Genomic DNA, 18,493 nt, shown 5'->3' with positions numbered 1-18,493 from the left:
GGTTATTTTTAAAATAGTGTTTTGTGTTCTCGAAATTTCTTTTGATGGAAATCTATACTGCTATTATTGACCGATAGGAGTTTTTTATATTCTGGGCGTTTTTGTATAAACTTCACAACCTCTGGATTTGTCGGCACAACAGTATAATCCGCCCTTAAGGAGTATTCCAGAACCCTTTCTATCAAAGCATTTCCCACCTCAGGTCGATTTAGATGTTTACTGATTTCGAGCTTTTTTAAATTGATCTCTTGCTCTCCGATCATATCGTACTCCAAAGAAGCAAGTTGACCACGAATATGAAATTGGAAATAGTTCTTGCCATCGTTACTTTTAAATACCAATGGCAGTCTATTGATATTGGTGTTATTAAACATGACCCATACTTTTTAATCTGTTGTTTTAATTTATCCATCGGTTTATGAAAGGGAGATACGGAGCCGTACCTCCCATCCATTTCAACTAAACAAACACTAACCAGAACTTTTATTAAACTTCTCTGTATTCTATCTCTTTAAATCAATCTTCGGCAAGGCTCTTTTGTGATTCCAAAATTTCTTCGAGTTGATTGGTCGTGTATATCTCGCTTGCCATCATGGCATAATTGGTTTGTGCCGCTTGATCCCCGTCCAAGCCAGGGAGTTTGGCAGAGGCTGTTGCATCGCCTACCACAGCAAGTTCAAATCCACATTCCAAAAGCTCTCGCATATGGGATTCCACGCATAGGTTTCCGGACATTCCGGCAAGTATCACTTTATCGATTTTTTGCTTTCTAAGCTGAAGTACCAAGTCGTTGTTCTCCGGACCGAATACTTTATGTGGTCCACAAACGGTAACTTTCTCCTTGTTGTTGATATATGGCTTGTAAATGGGAAGCCAATCTGCCCCGGAACCTTCAAAACCCTCTACATTCAATTGATCTCCCCTATCGAACATATTGATATTGTGCATCAATTTCTCCAATGCACCCTCAAAACGCCATCCATGATCATGTTGGTAATAATAGTGCGGTGACACAAATACATGGATACCGTTTTCCGCACCTAATCTAAACAGGGTTTCAATATTTTCAATGGTGTTATTTTCCATAACACTTTGGCCCACAGCCCCCCACGCAACCCCTTCAGGGCTTAAAAAATCGTTTTGTGGATCAACAATTACGATCGCCGTATGCCGGTCTATTTCAAAACCGGTAACCGGAAGCTGTGCTTCCTTTTTACCTAAAATTGCTCTTTCCGTAGAGTTGGTGGATTCCATAATGTTTTTGTTTACAGGTTTATTTCTTGATTTATAACACTGTAAAACTCACAAAATGGAAAGACCCATTTTATTTGAAATTTGCCATTATGTTCTGATTTTGCGGTTTTGTCCTGATTTAAAGTTAAAAACCGTTCAAAATTGGTTTTTCTGACACTGCACAGTTATCTGAGCAATGGAAATTACCGACATGGCAACGGTGGAAGATTTTTTTCATGATTGGATACCATTCAATATAAGAGCCATACCAAACCAGTGAAGGATACTCCAACAAATTTTAAAAACAAAACAAAACATGGTAATGGCCTAAAATAATACTACAGGTAATCGCATTATTTCTTCTTGGATGGATCACCGGAAAATTGAAGATACGATGCTCCCTGCACCTTTCTGTCCGGAAATTTAGCTTTCTTTTCCTCTTCGGGCATGGATGGGTCTATAATAACATCATCAGCTGGCTTCCAATTGGCCGGTGTAAGTACCTGGTGTTCCGCATGTAGTTGCAGTGCGTCTATTGCCCTTAATATTTCATCAAAATTTCTACCGATGAACATGGGATAGGTAAGATGAAGCTGTATCCGTTTATCAGGGTCTATTATAAAAACGGACCGCACTGTTTTTTTATCGGAAGCACCTTGTTGGATCATTCCAAATTTATGGGCAATCTCGGCCTTTGCATCAGCAATAATTGGGAATCTCACGGTAACGTTCATGGAATTTTCAATATCCGATTTCCAACCCAAATGGGAATCCAGGTCATCAACACTCAACGCAATAGCTTTCATGTTCCTTTTCACGAATTCCTCTTCCAATTGTGCTACCATGCCCAGTTCGGTGGTACAAATGGGCGTGTAATCCTCTGGATGAGAAAAAAACAACCCCCAAGACTCACCCAGCCAGTCGTAAAATTGGATTTCTCCCTCTGTGGTGACTGCCTTAAAATCGGGCGCCAAACTGCCAATGCCTAAAGTCATTTACAAACGGTTGATTATGAGTACAAATTAGAAATAATTCTTCAAATTACTCTATATTTAGAGCTATAATTATAACCAAACCGCTCATGACCCTTCAAATCCGTTCCATTATTGTGGATGATGAACAACGTCACCATGATATTCTTGGAAAGATGTTGACTACATTTTGCCCTAATATTGAGCTGGTTGGCGATGCTTTTTCTGTGGAAGAAGCTGTGGGCCTGATCAACACGGAACAGCCTGCCTTGGTGTTTTTGGATATTGAAATGCCCGAGGGCAATGGATTTACCTTGTTCGACCATTTTCCGGAACCTAATTTTGAAGTGATTTTTACAACAGCACATGATCTTTATGCCATAAATGCCATTAAGTATGCTGCACTGGATTATCTTTTAAAGCCCATAAACATTCAAGAACTGAAAAACGCTGTATCTCGGGCAGGTAAAATTTTGGCCAAGCAGGCACCCTCTAGGGAAGAAGAATATCAGGTACTTAGGGAAAATACCAAATTGCAGGACCATAATTATACCAAAATAGCCCTACGCTCGTCGGAAGGCATTGATTTTGTGGAAGCCAATCGATTGCTGCGCGTAGAAGCCAACCATGTGTATTCCAACTTTTACCTGGATAACGGAAAAATGATCATGGTTTCCAAACCTTTGGGAGAATTTGAACCTTTATTGGAGTCCTTTAATTTTTTCAGGGTACATAAATCCCATATGGTCAACCTTAACCATGTAGAAAAATATGTTAAGGGCAAAGGGGGGTATCTTGTTTTAAAAGATGGATCCCATGTGGATGTATCGGTGAGGAAAAAGGAAGCCCTTCTAAAAAAATTAGTGTAAATCGTTTGGAAAGCAGAGCTCTACTTTTGTACCAGAAGGCTTACCTTTCTTTTCCAGGTCCACGACCTCGACACTGAACAAATCCTGTCCAAATTCCATGTTCAAGAGTTCTAGGCGCGCCTCAATATTGGACATGGCGATAGATCTATGCCGGCTCTCCGAGATAGCCGAAGCCAATGCCCTTCCAATACCATTGTCCTCTATTGTACAATGTATGGTATTCCCTTTTTCCCTAACCTTTAAAAGCAACCTTCCCGGTCCAGTGGATTTACGAAGACCATGAATAATCGCATTCTCCAGATAGGGCTGTAGTAGCATAGGTGGAATCATAATATTTTCCGGAGCCTCAACATCTATATCAATCCTATATTCGAATATATTGTTGAAGCGGGTTCTTTCCAGTTTTAAGTAGGTATCCAAAAACTGTAGCTCCTTGGATAGAGTTATATGGGCAAGCATGGAATTCTCCAGGTTTTGTCGCATTAATCCAGCAAACTCCGATAGATAATCCAATACCCTTTCGGTTTCGTTTGCCAGCACAAATTCTTGGATGGACGACAGGGAATTGAAAATAAAATGTGGGTTCATTTGGGAGGACAACATCTTCATCCGGGCTCGCAAGGCTTCCTGTTTTTGTTGATGGATCGCATTTTGATGGAATCGAGATGCCGAAATAACGGACTGAACCCTAGCTTTTAAGATTTCGTGATGAATCGGTTTTTTGATATAATCGCTTGCTCCAAGATCAAAACATTTTGCCAAAGTTTCATCTTCTTCCTCAGCACTAATAATGATTACCGGAATTGATTTATAAACAGAATCCGATTTGACCTGTTGCAAGAGTTCCAGACCGCTAACACCTGGAAGGTTGATATCCAACAGTACCAAATCAAATTTTTGGCTTGCCAATCGTTGGAACAAAAACTGTCCTTTTGGGATAAAAGAGATGTTATAGCCTACTTCGGCCAAGACATGGTTTACCAGTTCCAATACCTGTCGGTTGTCATCCACAACCAAAATAGAAGTATCCTTATACATTTAATGTATTCGTTAAAAAATTCTGTAAAGCTACTTCATCACCTGTATAAATGGCATCCTCCAATTTATTCAATATTCCGGCAGGCAGAATTTCACTTAAGGATTCTGCGACTGCAGCCAATTTTTCCGTTTCAAAAATGGGCAGTTTTCGCAAGGTTTCCAGCGCTTGCTCTTTTTGATGTTGTTGATCATCATTCAGAACCGTTTTGCCAGTTGATTTTGTACAGGACACTTCTGGAAGGAAACTTTTTAGAAGTCCCACGAGCTTGGGTACATTTACGGGTTTGGTAAGGTAAGCGGTAAAACCTGCTTCTACGGCAGCATCTTGGTGTTCTTTGAATGCATCTGCGGATAAGCCTATTATGGGTATATCCAGGTTAAAGCCTCGAATCAACTTTAAGGTCTCAAAACCATCAATTTCCGGCATGTGAATATCCATAAAAATAATATCGGGGTCATATTGTTCTGCCATGGCAACACCTTCCCTACCGTTTGAAGCCAGTAAAATTTCCGATCCCAACTCGGCAAACAGGGCCCTGATCATTTCTTGGTTCATTAATTGATCTTCCACCACCAAAATTTTACTTTTGGAAGGTATCCTATAGTTGGCCATTATGGTCTCGGGATTATCGAATGGCATTGGCGTGGCCTTTAAATAGGGTATCTTGATCGTAAAGATGGTTCCTTCCCCTTCCGTACTCTCCACACTAAGCTCTCCTTTTAAAATATCCACCAGGCTTTTGGTAATTGCCAACCCAAGCCCTGTTCCGCCGTATTTTCTGTCCTTGCCCGCATCGGATTGTGTAAAGGGTTCAAAAATTCGTTCGAGGTCTTTCTGTGGAATCCCTATACCTTCGTCAGCTACTCGAAATATCAAAAAGTCGTTATCTACACGCAAATCTAGGTGCACGTTCTTGGATGCCGGGGTAAATTTTACCGCATTGCCCACAATATTCATAAGGATCTGTTTTATTTTACCACGATCGGAACGCACATATCTTGGTGTTCCCGGAGACAGACCATAGATTACCTTTACATCCTTGGACTTTGCCATACTTTTCTGAATCCTATATACCGAAAAGAACAGCTGCCTAAGATCTATATCTTCTTGCAAAAGGGCGGTTTTGCCTGCTTCTATCTTGGATAAATCCAATATGTCCTGGATTATCTCGGAAAGTGATTCTGCACTTTGATGAATATTGTTCAAATACCTACGAAACGAATTGGTTAGATCAAGTGACTTGCTTTGATTGGTAAGTATCTGAGAGAATCCAACAATTGCATTTAGAGGTGTACGGATCTCATGGCTCATATTGGCCAAAAATTGTGATTTGGCACGGTTGGCATTGTCGGCATCGTTCTTGGCAAAAATCAAGTCCCTTTCCGCCTCTTTTCTCATTTCTATTTCGTGGCGTAAATGCTGGGTCCTATTTTTAATTTTCTCTTCCAGTGCCTGGTTAAGTTTGGCCAGTTCCTTTTGGGAGGCCGCCAACTCATTGTTTAAAGTAACGGCTTGTTCATAAAGGGTGGAATTTGTAATGGAAATTGCTGCTTGTGCCGCAACTATTCGCAATACTTCCAGTCCTCCTTCTGTAAACATTCCTGTAATATGGCTATTGGCAATGTACAGTACTCCTACCAGATCTCTTTGTTTTATTAAGGGAAGTAACAGCAGCGACCCCTTAAAATCTGCTGTCAGATCTTCTGAATTGGCACAATATTCGGTTAAATCATCAATGCACAGCTCCTTTTTAGTCGTTGCTACATGTTCTATTAGGCTAATAGGCAATGTTCTGCAATCTTCGAGAGGACTCTCCGAAAATTGTGCTTCTGTTGGAACGGTAAGATCTATATAGGCCGTAACATGTAAAGAGGACCCGTTTCTTAATACCAGTGCGCCCTTGTCCGCTCCGGCATTTTCCATCACAATCTGCAATAAACTCTCCACAAGACGGTCCCGATTCACTTCTGCCGATATGGTTTGCGTGGCCTTGATCAAACTTTGAAAATCGAAATTTTTAATGTGCTGGGAATGGGTGTTTGCCTTCTCTTCAAAATTCCCGTCGAACTCATTACTCTGCAAAGGAATGCCCCATCCTGCTTTGGCTTTTTCGGATTCATTTTTTAAGGCTTGCTTTATAAAAACAAATCCTTTTTTTGGTAGGGTACTTGAAATTATATCGCAAAACATGGCCCTAATATGGAATTGTCCATTTTTCTGTGTCCAAAGCAGTACATGTTCTATCTGCTCGGGCACATTGGTATAATCTCCCGATTTACAAGCCAGTAACAACTCTACTATTTGGTACTCTGCCCAAAAATTGTGCGATGCGGCCTTCGCCCAACCACTTAGTTGTTTCTGCCTTTCCTTAACTCCTCCCAAAACTTTTGATGTTGGGTTGCTATTGACCATTAATTCACATACGGACCGTAAGACCTGATATTTAAAAAATTGTGGTTCGGAAATCAGATGTTCCAATTCTTTTTGATGGTCCTTAAAGTGGGCTAAGGCTTTTTGATAATCTCCCTTAATACAATCTACCCAACCTAAAAATATGTGAAAACTTGCAATGGCGGTCCTGCAATTACTATCTTCCAATAACTGCATGGCCTTTGTGGCTGTGTTTAAGGTGCCGGTATCTTTCCCGATCAATCTTTGCAAAATAAATTTGATGCCTTGTATTTGGGCCAAATGGACTGTATTGCCATGTATGCTGAAGGAATCTATCGTCTCGTTACAGACCCTGAGCAATTCCAACAGATTAGTGCCCGAAAGCAATTGGTTTCTAATTTGGGCATATTGCAGGCTACTTGCCCCATAAAAGTCCCCTCGATCCACATTATAAGCGATGGCTTCATCCAGTTGTGTTTCCAAAGTCTGGTAATCGGCCATAAGCGGACCCATCGCCATATGATAAACGGACATGGTTTTGGAGAAATATTTACCCGGCTTTTCCGATTGCAACCTTTTTAAACCAAGACAGCTAAGTTTCTCGCCCAGTTCAAATTCATGATATCGGTGGCACAAAAACGATCCTAAATGTACCAGTATGAAAGGAGACGAATCGGTGAAACCTTTTTTAAACATAAGTTCGCCCATAGCAAATAAAAGATGGGTATATAGATTTTGATCTATCCGCTTGGCGGAAGTACACATATTCACCATGATTTCCAAAGCATACCGGTCTTTCTTTGTATATACTGCACTACCCAATAAATCGTTATTAAAATCCGTAGGCAGCACCTCCATAAATTTGAGGTATGCACTCTTGGTTTCACTAGGTTTAGAGAAAAGGTTCATTTTGGATCCCAATACCTTCAACGCCTTAATTCCTTCCTGGGTATTCGACTTATATAAAGAATAAGCTTCAAAAAATGTAAGGTTCAGCATATGAACTTCACACTTTTTATAATCATCAGGGGCATTATTAATTGCCTTATCAGCATATACCCTGCCCTCTTCCACCTGTTTTAAAAGGTAGGACGCCTTTGCCATTTCGAACAACACTTCGTAGGCATACCTATCTGTCCTAAATTTAGTCTGAAGATCTAGTGCAAAACTCAAATTTTGTTTTGCCGTTAATGCCGAGTTTGAGTTATTTGCCAATTGTGCCGCTTCCAAAATATATCCAAGAGCAACGGGAACAATATTATCCTGTATATGAGCTCCTGAACTTATTAAATGCTCTACAAATTGATTTAGTGATATGGCATCGACAATTCCATTGTTCTTCATATGAAATAGCGCAATACCATAGTGCAGCTCTTCAAAAGAAACATCGAACCCAGGAATGGCAAGGTGCAATGCAGCCTGTTGAATCTTGTTGTGATTAAATACAAACTGATTTGGTGTAGCGTCCAACTTTGAAATTTGGCCAGCTTCGGTCAACAGTTCCAAAAGCAGAACAACGATTTCTTGGGGAAAACCACTGATAGAAATCAATAATGGAATATTAAAGTTTCCATTGTCAAAAGCGGCAATTTTAAGTATAACTTGAGCCTGGTACGATTGCAGGGACAATTGTTTTTCGTAGATGGCCAAGAGGTTTTCAGCTACATCTTGCTGTTTTACACTACTCAAATTGTACTGCCATCGTTGAGCCACGGTATCGTAGGTCAAAGCTTTATTTTCGTGGAGCGAATACAGGAAATGTTTTATATAATAAGGGTTTCCGTTGGTTTTTTTGTGGACCAGTACTGCAAGGTCATGGATTTTGCTTTGCTCTTCGGAAAGCGCATCGGCCACTACTTGCTCGGTGGCCTTTTGGCTCAATGGCCTTAAACGTATTACGGGCACGTTCTTTTTGCCCGCCACCAAAGAGCGTTGAAATTTGAGCAAAGGATGATCCTCTGTTAGTCCCTCCGGATTGTAGGATAGCACAAACAACACCCTGTGGAGCGGTGCCCACGCCATATATTCTATAAGTTTAAGGGACGATAGATCGCTCCATTGTACATCATCTATAAAAATCACCCGTTTTAAACCGATTCCATCCAATGTTCGGCAATACCGTGCAAATAGATTTACAAAACGATCTCCTGTTTCCAATGGATTCAAGGATTCTGGTTCCGGTAGTTTCCCGGTAAGTTCCTTTAAATCGGGGATAACCTCAAATAATGCAGATAGATCGGAACCTAGTCCATTTATAAAAATGTCCCGGATCTCGGAATGGCTCTTTCCTGATTTAAGCAGTATTCGCTGTGCTATGTTTTTAAACGCTTTTTGGAATGCACTATATGGGGTGGATTGGGATTTATCAAAACTGCCTACGGTAAAAAGTGTATCCGAATCGGTAATTTCAGCTTCGAAAGCCTTGGCCAAAGATGTTTTACCTATACCGGCCGCTCCTTCCACAAACGCTACGGAAGCAGGTCCATTTCGCACATCCCGATAAACCTTCATTAATTGCTGGAGGGCAGCTTCTTGTTCCAGAATGGTATCAGAAATGCGAATTACCCCAGGATTAAAATTGATGCTCAATTCTGGGGAAACATCAAATTCTCCTTTGCCGAATTGATGTTTTAAGTTTTCCAGATCCCTCAATACCCCTTGTGCCGACTGATACCTATTTTCCGGCTTCTTTTCCAACAAAGCATTGATGATCTGATGGATACCCGTATGTTTCCAAAGGGTGTTTATAGAGGCATCATATGGTTCCGTTAAATGTTTGTGCAATACTTCTTGCTTGTCTACAGCTTTAAAAAAATGTTCTCCGGTTAGCCAATAATGCATCAGCGCTCCAAATCCATACAGATCAGCTTTAAAATCTGGTCTTTGCTTACTACGAGTACTAAATTCGGGGGCCATAAAAAAGAAATCATCATCCTGATAAGCGGCCAAGTCACTTTTGGCGTACTCTTTTTGAAACAAACCGAGACCCGTAATGAGCAATTTTCCATCCGAATCCACCATAAATCTACTGTTCTGTAAAACACCAAAACAGTATTCCGCTTTATGTACTTCCGAAATGGCGGAAGCCAATACAATTGTTCGATTTAGAAAAGACTCAAAATCCTTGTCTGTTTTAGGGGCTATTGGAATTTTTTTTTCAGGAACCGGTATTTGATAGATCACCCTATTGCCAGGCAATATTTGTATTTTATTTATTGCAAATTGCTCGAACAAAGTGGTCTTGGATAATTGTTGTAAAAGGACGGTTGCAAGTTGGGAGGTCCCTTTTTCCTCAATTTTCCAGATATCTGGATGCAAACTCCACTCAATATCTACATCTTTTATTCTTATCCGATTCATTGGGTACGTATTGGACTACAATTTACTCATTTATACGTGATTATAGGATACGTTAAGAAGGTAAACCGTAACGTTTAGAAGATCGCACTTTTTAAAAGGAGTCCAGAACAACGAAAAGAATGCTGAAAAATGATAAAATCCAACACATTGGTAAGAAAACTGTCCGCATTAAGAAACTCCAACTAGTTACCTCCCCTATGCATCAGTAATTTTGAAATGTGTTCAAGGGGCGATCCTGCAGGGTCCTTAAAACAAGAAGCATATAAGATAATTGATGGGCAACCCTGTCCGTCGCAGCTAACCCATATAAAAAGAAAAGCCATGAGATATATCAACCACATCAAAAACTCCCATATCAATAGAAAGGAAATAAAACAGACAATCGGAAACTCGACCGTTGTCCTTTTTCTTATCCAGGACACTAAAAACCAAAAAGATAGCGCCGATGGGGAGGATACTTTTGAGTTTATCTATTCACTCAACGCAGCTCCCGATTTTAACCCTACCGCACCTTTGGTGATCGGTATGTACAATGGAACATTTGGTTTAATGAACCTTGACATGGATACCGATAAATTTGTTCCTGTACCAATATTGGAAACCCCACTTAGCAACCAGCTTGCACTTTACCTGATCCAGGAACTATTGATGAGTCCCATGGACAGACAATCCCATTTGGAGAATATGATAGTTACCCTGGGCGATTACTTGGTAAAAAGAGAGAACATAGAATCGCAGTTGAACTGTAAATTAAAAATGGGGTTGACTCCTTTTCAAATACATAAGATACATCGATATGTAAAAAAACATATAGATCGTCCTGTTCTAACCTCTGAATTGGCCAAATTGGTTGAGCTGAGCATGCATTATTTTACTCGTGTATTTAAAAGAACCACAGGTGAAACACCACATCAGTTTATAACTCGAATAAAGCTGGAAGAAGCTAAAAAGCTTCTCATTTCCACAGATGAAAGTGTTATTCAGGTCGGTCTCGGGGTGGGTTGTGAAAACCCTAGCCATTTTTCCAAACTATTTAAATCCAACTTTGGCATACCACCCTTAAAGTATCGAAAAACATTTCAGAACAACTTAGCCATGCTGAATTAAACCAGTGATTCATCAACCCTTATTCTTTGTAGAAATGTTATTGGCCAAATTCCTTAGAAGACTGTCTGTTTCAAGGTATAAATACAGTGCGCAGAATGCGGAAAACCAGGAAACACTGAACAAGGTTCAAGAAGAACTGGAATTTAACAATGATGAAACCGGTCTATTTATTTAGGAAAGACCAAATCATAAAAAACAATCAAATTATTGTAAAATCACTTAATCTTTAAAATTATGAAATCAATTTTATTCAATCCTATTGCTTTGTACATTTTCCTCCTTGCTTGTGTCCCCTGCGCCCATGCCCAAATTCCAGACCCCGGATTTACAGTGGACAACACCACAGCCATTGTTATAACCGACCCTCAAAATGATTTTTTGAGCCCCGATGGCGTAACTTGGGGAGTCATTGGAGAGAGTGTGATTAAAAACAATACCGTTGAAAATTTGGAAACGCTGTTCCAATTGGCTGAAGCACATGGAATTCAAGTATTTATTTCTCCACATTATTATTACGAGCACGATCACAAATGGAAGTTTGAAGGGGCATTGGAAAAACTAATGCACGACATAGGAATGTTTGACCGAGGCGACCAGCTCAACAAAGAAGGGTTCGAAGGATCCGGTGCTGATTGGCTTCCCCGATACAAAAAATACATCAACAAGGATTTTGTAACGGTCGTAGGTCCCCATAAAGTGTACGGGCCCGAGCAGAACGATCTTAGCTTGCAGTTGAGAAAGCAGAAAATCGATAAGGTTGTTTTGGCCGGAATGTCCGGAAACCTATGCGTGGAATCGCATCTAAGGGAACTGCTGGAAGACGGCTTCGAAGTTGCCGTAGTGGTAGATGCAACAGCTTCTGCCGTTGCTCCCGGATATGATGGAAACGTAGCCGCAGAAATTAATTATCGTTTTGTGGCCAGCCATGTGTACACCACGGAAGAATTTAAGCAGTCGCTAAAATAAAAGCATCAGAAAACAAGAACAGTCACTAAAAATTGGCAGGGCAATATTGCCCTGCCATTTGTGTTTTGTCACAGTTGAAGCAAATCAATCCATTCCATATTTTTGGGGTCGAAACAAAACAAAAGTGTATCCTTTATCCGTATCGAAATACGTTTGTTCAATATTCATTTCGGACTCTTCGGCTACCTCTTCAATATCGCTCAAAAAGAACTTTTTGGAAATTTCGGTATGAATCGCTTCAAAGAGGTCAAAAGAAACTGTGAATCCTTGTGAAAACTCAACAATTTGCTTTTTTAAGCTTACTATTTGACTGGATGCCACGCCCGTAAGTGGGTCATAATATGGAAAATGATCAAATTGCCCAAGGTTGAAGTTTGCACCCAACTCCCTGTTCATCCTTTCCAGTAAGTTAAGGTTGAATTGTTTGGTTATGCCTTTACTATCATCGTAAGCGGCCATAATTTTTCGAGGGTGTTTTACCAGGTCGAATGCCACCAAAAAATAATCGGTATCCTTTAGTTTGGATTTAACGAAGGTAAAAAGCTCAGAGATGTCACTACCGGTGTAGTTGCCAATATTGGCCCCTAAAAACATGACCAATCTTCCATCTTGCGTAGCTGGTATGGTTTTGTAGGTCTCAAAATAATCACCGGCCACACCTTTGTATTTTATTGGCTCTGTTTCACTTTTTATTTCTTTTTCGTTTATGGCCAGGACATTGTCGGAAATATCCATGGCCACATACTCGAGCGAGTTAAAATGCGGCTTAAAATGTTTGATCAAGTGCTTGGTCTTGGTGCCATCGCCCGCTCCCAGCTCCACAATTTGCAAACGGGAGTGGACCAATGCAATATCGCGGGCCATTTGGACACTTTGGTTTTCAATGATCTGCATTTCGCTACGAGGAAGGTAATACTCCTCCAAGTTCATTATTTTTTGATAAAGGGCATCTCCTTTTGCATCATAAAAATACCGTGAAGAAAGTGCTTTGGGCGACTTGCGCAGCCCTTCTTTTACATGGTCGAAAAAATCGGACATTCTAATTTTGGTTTTTTACAAGTCGGATCCCAGAAAAGACCCATCTGCTGGATGCAGGGAAAAAATTACGGTATGTATTTCTTAGGTGGTCATGTGTTGTGGCAACGGATGCTCCCCGTAATATCATTTGGTTTAGCATAAATTTTCCATTGTATTCGCCTATTGCACCCTTGGCCTGGGTAAAGCCCGGGTATGGCAAATGTGCCGAATTGGTCCATTCCCAAAGTTGGCCCCATTCAATCTGTTGTGAAGCAACCTCCCACTCAAATTCGGTTGGTAAGCGCATCCCTTTCCAATTGGCATATGCATATGCCTCGTACATGGATATGTGGGAGACGGGCAATTCTACATTTATTTTGTCCAGTCCGTTGAATTGATATTCGTACCAATCACCGTTTTTATGATGCCAGTGCAGAGGGCTATCGATACCATTATTTTGGATGTAATGCCAACCTTCATCGTGCCAAAGATTGAAGTTTTTGTAACCTCCATCTTCCATAAATTCCAAAAACTCCCCCTTGGTCACCAACTTGTTGCTCATCTGAAAATCTTGGATAAAAACTTTATGGGACGGCCGTTCGTTATCAAAACAAAACGTGTTGCCCTGATGCCCGATTTCATATAATCCTTCCGAAAAGGAAAGCCATTTCTGTTCATGGGACTCTTCTTTAAGACCAAAATAATCTCCTATCGCTGGAAATGTGGGCTGAGTGCCTAAAATATACTTGATATCGTATGCCAATAATTCTTGATGCTGCTGTTCGTGATTGATTCCAATTTCGACCAATTGTATCACCTCAATATCGGGCTTGCTATCCAACAGTTCCTGAATGGCACTTGTTACATATTTTCTATACTCATAGATGACCGAAACACTCGGACGGGTCATAAAGCCCCGCTCGTGCCTAAGGGTCCTTTCACCCAAATTATTATAGTAACTATTGAACAAAAAGGCAAAGTCAGGGTGAAATACCTTATAGCTTTGGTCAAAATTTACCAATACAAACTGTTCAAAAAACCATGTGGTATGGGCCAAATGCCATTTTGGAGGTGATACATCCACTATGGGCTGTACTACATAATCTTCTGTTTGTAAGGGACTGCATATGGTTTCAGTTTTCTCTCGAGTCTTTAAAAACTGTTCGGTAAGGTTCATTCTGTGCTATATTTTTCTGATCGATTAAAGCTGGACGGTTTTCCTATTTGTTGATTTGCTTTACAATTTAGTCAAAGATTCCAGCATTGTTGGTATCAATTCTGAAACAGTTGGGTGAGGTTGTACAGAATCCCGTATTACCTCATAACTCTTATCGGCATACATAATGTTGATAATTCCGCTGATTATTTCATCACCGCCCACTCCCAATATAGTGGCGCCCAATATTTTTTTTGTGTTGGCGTCCACCACCAAACTCATATAGCCTTCGGTTTCACCTTTTTCCTTGGCGCGTGCTATCTTACTGAACGGTCGATGCCCAATCAGGACATCCAATCCTTTTTCTTCTGCTTCTTTCTTTGTTATCCCGACTCTACCCAAGGGTGGGTCCACAAAAAGGCCATAGGTTAAAATTCTATCGGATACTTTACGGTTTTTACCCTCGAACTTGTTTTCAGCGATAATTTCGTAATCATTGTATGCGGTGTGCGTAAAAGCGCCTTTTCCATTGCAGTCGCCCAAAGCATATATCCCTTGGATGTTGGTTTCCAGGTAATCGTTGACCTCTATGAATCCTTTTTCGTTGGTTTTTACACCGGTTTTTTCGAGTTGTAATTTTGCGCTATTGGGCCTTCTGCCAACGGCCAGTAAGAGATGGCTACCTTTAATTTCGATAGCTCCTTCTTTAGAACAATTAATTTTGGCAACAATTCCACCGTTCTCATCTTTTTGGGCGGCAATACATTCTGCCCCTAATCTAAAGTCCACGCCTTCTTCCTCCATAATACGTTGGATTGTTTGACTGGTCTCCGGGTCTTCCCTCTCAATTATGGCGCTGCCCCGTTCAATTATTGTGACTTTAGCACCCAATCGGGCGAACATTTGACCAAATTCCAGACCTATATAACTACCTCCAATTACCACTAAATGTTCTGGGATTTCCTCGAGCTCCAAAATACTTTGATTGGTAAGGTAAGGAACATCCCCATAGCCTTCTGGTATAAATGCACTCCCACCAACATTAATGTAAATCTCTTCGGCCGTTAAAAGTTCGTTGTTTACGGCAACCACTTTATGGTCCTCGAAATAAGCTTCGCCTTTAAAAAAACTAATATTTTTATTGTTCTTCACTCCTTGGGCAATCCCATCTACCGATTTTTTTATCAGAGCGTCCTTTCGCGCTTTAATTTTGCCCAGATTGGCTTTTGCTCCAGTCGGGATTTCAATACCGAGTTCGTCGCCATGCTTCGCCTCCCACATGCGCCGAGCACTGGCCACATAAGTTTTGGTGGGCGTACAGCCAACATTTAAACAGGTCCCGCCAAAATGCTCCCGTTCTATAAAAGCAATTTTTTGCCCTTGGGAAGCTAGCTTGAAAACCAACGGGGTTCCCGCCTGTCCGGATCCGATAACAATAGCGTCAAAATTCTTAATTTCTTTAGTGTGCATATTTCGTTTTTAAGTTGTGTTGTTTTCTGACCATTTGGCAATGGATCATTCTTCTATGATTTTAAGTCGTTCTTTTCCCGAATAATTAACCTTTATCTTTTTTTAATGGCTACCTTTCTCCTATTCAATAAAGAATCTTTCTGATTTTCAGCCATTACAAAAACAACATTGACCCTATCAATTCTTCCTTGGGTATGCTACGATTTATCCAAAACTCACGAATTAAAATCTTTACTTCGAACAAGCCCCTACTACACACTTACTAATCTTTGCGATTGTAAAACAAGATCGAAATAACAATAAAGCCCAACCCGGTTAGTCCTGGAGCTGGTATAGCTGCTTTGTATGAGATAAAAATCATGGCCAGGGATATGAGCAACAATAAAACGAGCAATATATTTTTCATGGTGTATATAGATATTGATGTATTGATTGATTTGACAAGTAAGGGGAAACAATTGACCTTTCCCTATTTGAAAAAGGCAAGTACATTAGAACGGGCCTTCGCTTTCAAAATACAAGATACCAGTTTAAAATTGGAACAAGGTTTGGTATATCTTTCTTTCGGTTGTGTATTAAAAAAAAGGCCATTTCTTTTTACAAAATGGCCCTTCGTAACAACAATCACTATTATGAACTTTTAGTTAGCTGTAATTGTAACCCTGATCATCTGGTCGATTGTGGGGACATGGGCACCGACCGTTTGTTCTATTGCAATGGTTCCATTTTCTTCTTCACCTGTATCCGCAGCAACTTGACGCGTAGGTTGATTGTTTCCAGCACCGGCATATTCATCTACCTCTGTACCGGCATCAACTAGTTCCAATCTATCGGTAATATCTCCGCTAGTGGGAATTCCGTTATTAAACAAGTTAATTTCATTGGCGCCGATCAACCAATCATTGGATTGTACCAACATGGTTGCAAATGATAAAACATCCCCCTCACTTGCTGTAAACTCAAAAGAATAGGATTCTCCCGGAAAAATTGGTCCAGGCCCAGATTTTCCGACAGGTGTATTAAAAATATTGTCAAAACCTGATGGATTCCCATCTTCAGCCATTGCCTCCAAAGCTTCCGAAGCACTACCTCCAATACTATAAACAGCTCCATTTACGCTATAGGCACCTGGTGCAAAAGGTGATACAAATCCACTTTCCGAAGTAAACTGAGTATCCAAAATCGAATTATCACCGTCTTCCGCTATACGCTCCAATCCTTCAGATGATTCAATCCCAGCTGTAAACAATGGGGTTTGTTCCGGGCCACTAACTACCCAAACTCCCGGTGCCAATGGAGTTGCAAAATTTGCAACGTTAGAAACATTTTCTATGGTCATTGTGAACTCTGTTCCCCCATCATGAGTTAAGGTTACCTTTATTACCTCGGCCACTTCCGGATATACAAAACCATCATTCACTTCGGAAATGAGCTTAACTGTACCGTTTTCATCGTCTCCAGTATTTGGCCCTGCTTGCCTTGGAGCCTGATTCACCCCGACTCCTGGCTCCTCATTGACCTCAGTACCAGCGTCCCATAGACTTATATAGGAGGTAACATCTCCAGTCAATGCCTCACCATTTTCGTTATAAAGGGGAACTCCTGCTTCATCAAAGCCATAAAATAGGTCATTGGATTGAACAAACATGGTAGCAAAATTTAAATAATGCCCTTTACCTGCATTAAAGGTGTAGGATTCTGTATTCCCTGGGGCTATAAATCCAATAGTTCCGTTCACAAAATATTGCTTGGTTTCAAATGTGTTTTCAATCGTGACCACAAAATTTCCTGAAGGTATCTCTGGGGAAGCATTACCATTATCATCATTACTGCAACTTGAAAGGCCTATTAATGCGGTCAAGACCAAACTTCTTAAAATAAAACTTGTTTTCATTTATTCTTTAATTTTTATATTATTTGGTCATCGGACCATTATTTTGATATGAAAACTTGTCGCCCATTGTTTTTGTGCCTTACGATAAACTTTTGTTAAAACCCAAAACAGGAAAATACCAACAGTGGGCTTAAGTGACGCTATAAACTGTTTTTATCACTTGTTAAGCATACAACCATGATTTTTTATAGTTTAATTCATTGCAAAGTGTTAGGACGGTCCTTTTAATCCGACTATGCTCACCCAATAAAATGTATTCCACTGATGAAGTATTTGCTGTTATTCACCATTCTGATTCAAACCATCACCTTGGTTGCGACCCCAACAAAAGACCACGGTAAGCTTATGCCATACGAGACCAACGGGTTTCATAACCCCACCTACCCGGACCATACGCTTTGGCAATTCTTATTGCAACAGTATGTGGACGATACAGGGCAAGTTGACTATAGCGGGCTCTTAAAGGAAAAGCACGTTTTGGAATCCTATGTAAACATCCTGAAAGAAAAACAACCCTCCGGAAATTGGAGCAGAAATGCAAAACTGTCCTATTACATTAACCTGTACAATTCCTATACGGTTTTATTGATTTTGGATAATTATCCCACCAGCAGTATCAAAAGAATCAACCAACCATGGGACCAAAAATTAATCCCACTAGGGGATAATATGATCTCTTTGGGAGACCTTGAGCACGAGATCCTTCGAAAAATGGATGAACCAAGGATTCATTTTGCGATAAATTGTGCGTCGGCTTCGTGCCCAAAACTATTAAACGAGGTCTACCTGCCCGAAACCCTGGACGAACAGTTGGAACGCGCCACTTACGAATTCATTGAATCTGATAGAAATCGAATTGAAAAAGACCATTTAGAACTCTCCAAAATATTTAAGTGGTACAAGAACGATTTCTTGGACGGTGACATACGAGCTTACATAAATACCTACACCAATGTAAATATTGCCGAGGATGCCAAAGTAAGCTATTTGGAATACGACTGGAACCTGAACGGTAGGTAA

General features: G+C 40.5%; 14 protein-coding genes. 5 read left to right on the top strand and 9 right to left on the bottom strand.

Translation table 11 applies throughout. The features are described from left to right. Positions 1–8 precede the first annotated feature (8 nt). From ABTP35_RS13580 to ABTP35_RS13570, 3 genes are all read right to left on the bottom strand, one after another. Complete coding sequence (locus tag ABTP35_RS13580) at positions 9–374, bottom strand: N-acetyltransferase (RefSeq protein ID WP_293295646.1); 366 nt, start codon at positions 372–374, stop codon at positions 9–11. A gap of 142 nt (positions 375–516) precedes the next feature. Next, the gene (locus ABTP35_RS13575; RefSeq protein WP_224837082.1) at positions 517–1,254 is read right to left on the bottom strand and encodes a cysteine hydrolase; all 738 of its coding nucleotides are present in this window, start codon (positions 1,252–1,254) and stop codon (positions 517–519) included. A gap of 332 nt (positions 1,255–1,586) precedes the next feature. Next, the gene (locus ABTP35_RS13570) at positions 1,587–2,228 is read right to left on the bottom strand and encodes a peroxiredoxin (RefSeq protein WP_375334257.1); all 642 of its coding nucleotides are present in this window, start codon (positions 2,226–2,228) and stop codon (positions 1,587–1,589) included. Positions 2,229–2,314: 86 nt separating this feature from the next. Here ABTP35_RS13570 and ABTP35_RS13565 point away from each other — a divergent pair, with 86 nt between their 5' ends. Further along, positions 2,315–3,073: a LytTR family DNA-binding domain-containing protein gene (locus ABTP35_RS13565; RefSeq protein WP_224837080.1), complete on the top strand. Its 759-nt coding sequence runs from the start codon at positions 2,315–2,317 to the stop codon at positions 3,071–3,073. Here ABTP35_RS13565 and ABTP35_RS13560 read toward each other — a convergent pair. Continuing rightward, the gene (locus tag ABTP35_RS13560) at positions 3,065–4,111 is read right to left on the bottom strand and encodes a response regulator (protein WP_224837079.1); all 1,047 of its coding nucleotides are present in this window, start codon (positions 4,109–4,111) and stop codon (positions 3,065–3,067) included. The genes ABTP35_RS13565 and ABTP35_RS13560 overlap by 9 nt on opposite strands. After that, complete coding sequence (locus tag ABTP35_RS13555) at positions 4,104–9,863, bottom strand: ATP-binding protein (RefSeq protein ID WP_293295649.1); 5,760 nt, start codon at positions 9,861–9,863, stop codon at positions 4,104–4,106. Before ABTP35_RS13555 ends, ABTP35_RS13560 begins: the two co-directional genes overlap by 8 nt. 321 nt (positions 9,864–10,184) lie before the next feature. On the opposite strand from ABTP35_RS13555, the gene ABTP35_RS13550 reads away from it, so the two are divergent. From ABTP35_RS13550 to ABTP35_RS13540, 3 genes are read left to right on the top strand one after another with little or no spacing between them, the layout of a single operon-like run. Beyond that, a complete protein-coding gene (locus ABTP35_RS13550) occupies positions 10,185–10,970 on the top strand; it encodes an AraC family transcriptional regulator (protein ID WP_293295651.1) in 786 nt (261 codons plus the stop codon). Positions 10,971–10,974: 4 nt separating this feature from the next. Further along, positions 10,975–11,145, top strand: coding sequence for a hypothetical protein (locus ABTP35_RS13545; protein ID WP_252079470.1), 171 nt, complete (start codon positions 10,975–10,977; stop codon positions 11,143–11,145). Positions 11,146–11,204: 59 nt separating this feature from the next. Beyond that, complete coding sequence (locus tag ABTP35_RS13540; protein ID WP_224837075.1) at positions 11,205–11,936, top strand: isochorismatase family protein; 732 nt, start codon at positions 11,205–11,207, stop codon at positions 11,934–11,936. A gap of 84 nt (positions 11,937–12,020) precedes the next feature. Here the strand turns inward: ABTP35_RS13540 and ABTP35_RS13535 are convergent, their stop codons facing one another. The 4 genes from ABTP35_RS13535 to ABTP35_RS13520 all read right to left on the bottom strand — a co-directional run bounded on the left by ABTP35_RS13535 (position 12,021) and on the right by ABTP35_RS13520 (position 17,473). Beyond that, positions 12,021–12,974: an L-histidine N(alpha)-methyltransferase gene (locus ABTP35_RS13535; protein ID WP_293295655.1), complete on the bottom strand. Its 954-nt coding sequence runs from the start codon at positions 12,972–12,974 to the stop codon at positions 12,021–12,023. A gap of 1 nt (position 12,975) precedes the next feature. Further along, positions 12,976–14,130: an ergothioneine biosynthesis protein EgtB gene (gene egtB, locus ABTP35_RS13530; RefSeq protein ID WP_293295657.1), complete on the bottom strand. Its 1,155-nt coding sequence runs from the start codon at positions 14,128–14,130 to the stop codon at positions 12,976–12,978. A 60-nt stretch (positions 14,131–14,190) separates the two neighbouring features. After that, positions 14,191–15,579 (bottom strand): mercuric reductase, encoded by a 1,389-nt coding sequence (locus ABTP35_RS13525; RefSeq protein ID WP_293295659.1) that lies wholly within the window; start codon positions 15,577–15,579, stop codon positions 14,191–14,193. Between the two features lie 640 nt (positions 15,580–16,219). Further along, positions 16,220–17,473, bottom strand: coding sequence for a spondin domain-containing protein (locus tag ABTP35_RS13520; protein WP_293295661.1), 1,254 nt, complete (start codon positions 17,471–17,473; stop codon positions 16,220–16,222). Between the two features lie 264 nt (positions 17,474–17,737). Between ABTP35_RS13520 and ABTP35_RS13515 the strand changes: the two genes are divergently transcribed. Continuing rightward, positions 17,738–18,493, top strand: a complete 756-nt coding sequence (locus tag ABTP35_RS13515) for a DUF547 domain-containing protein (RefSeq protein WP_293295662.1) — start codon at positions 17,738–17,740, stop codon at positions 18,491–18,493.

The sequence above is a fragment of the Flagellimonas alginilytica genome, from assembly GCF_042134605.1.
Taxonomy (GTDB): Bacteria; Bacteroidota; Bacteroidia; order Flavobacteriales; family Flavobacteriaceae; genus Flagellimonas; species Flagellimonas alginolytica.
This window is presented reverse-complemented; position numbering and strand designations above follow the sequence as displayed.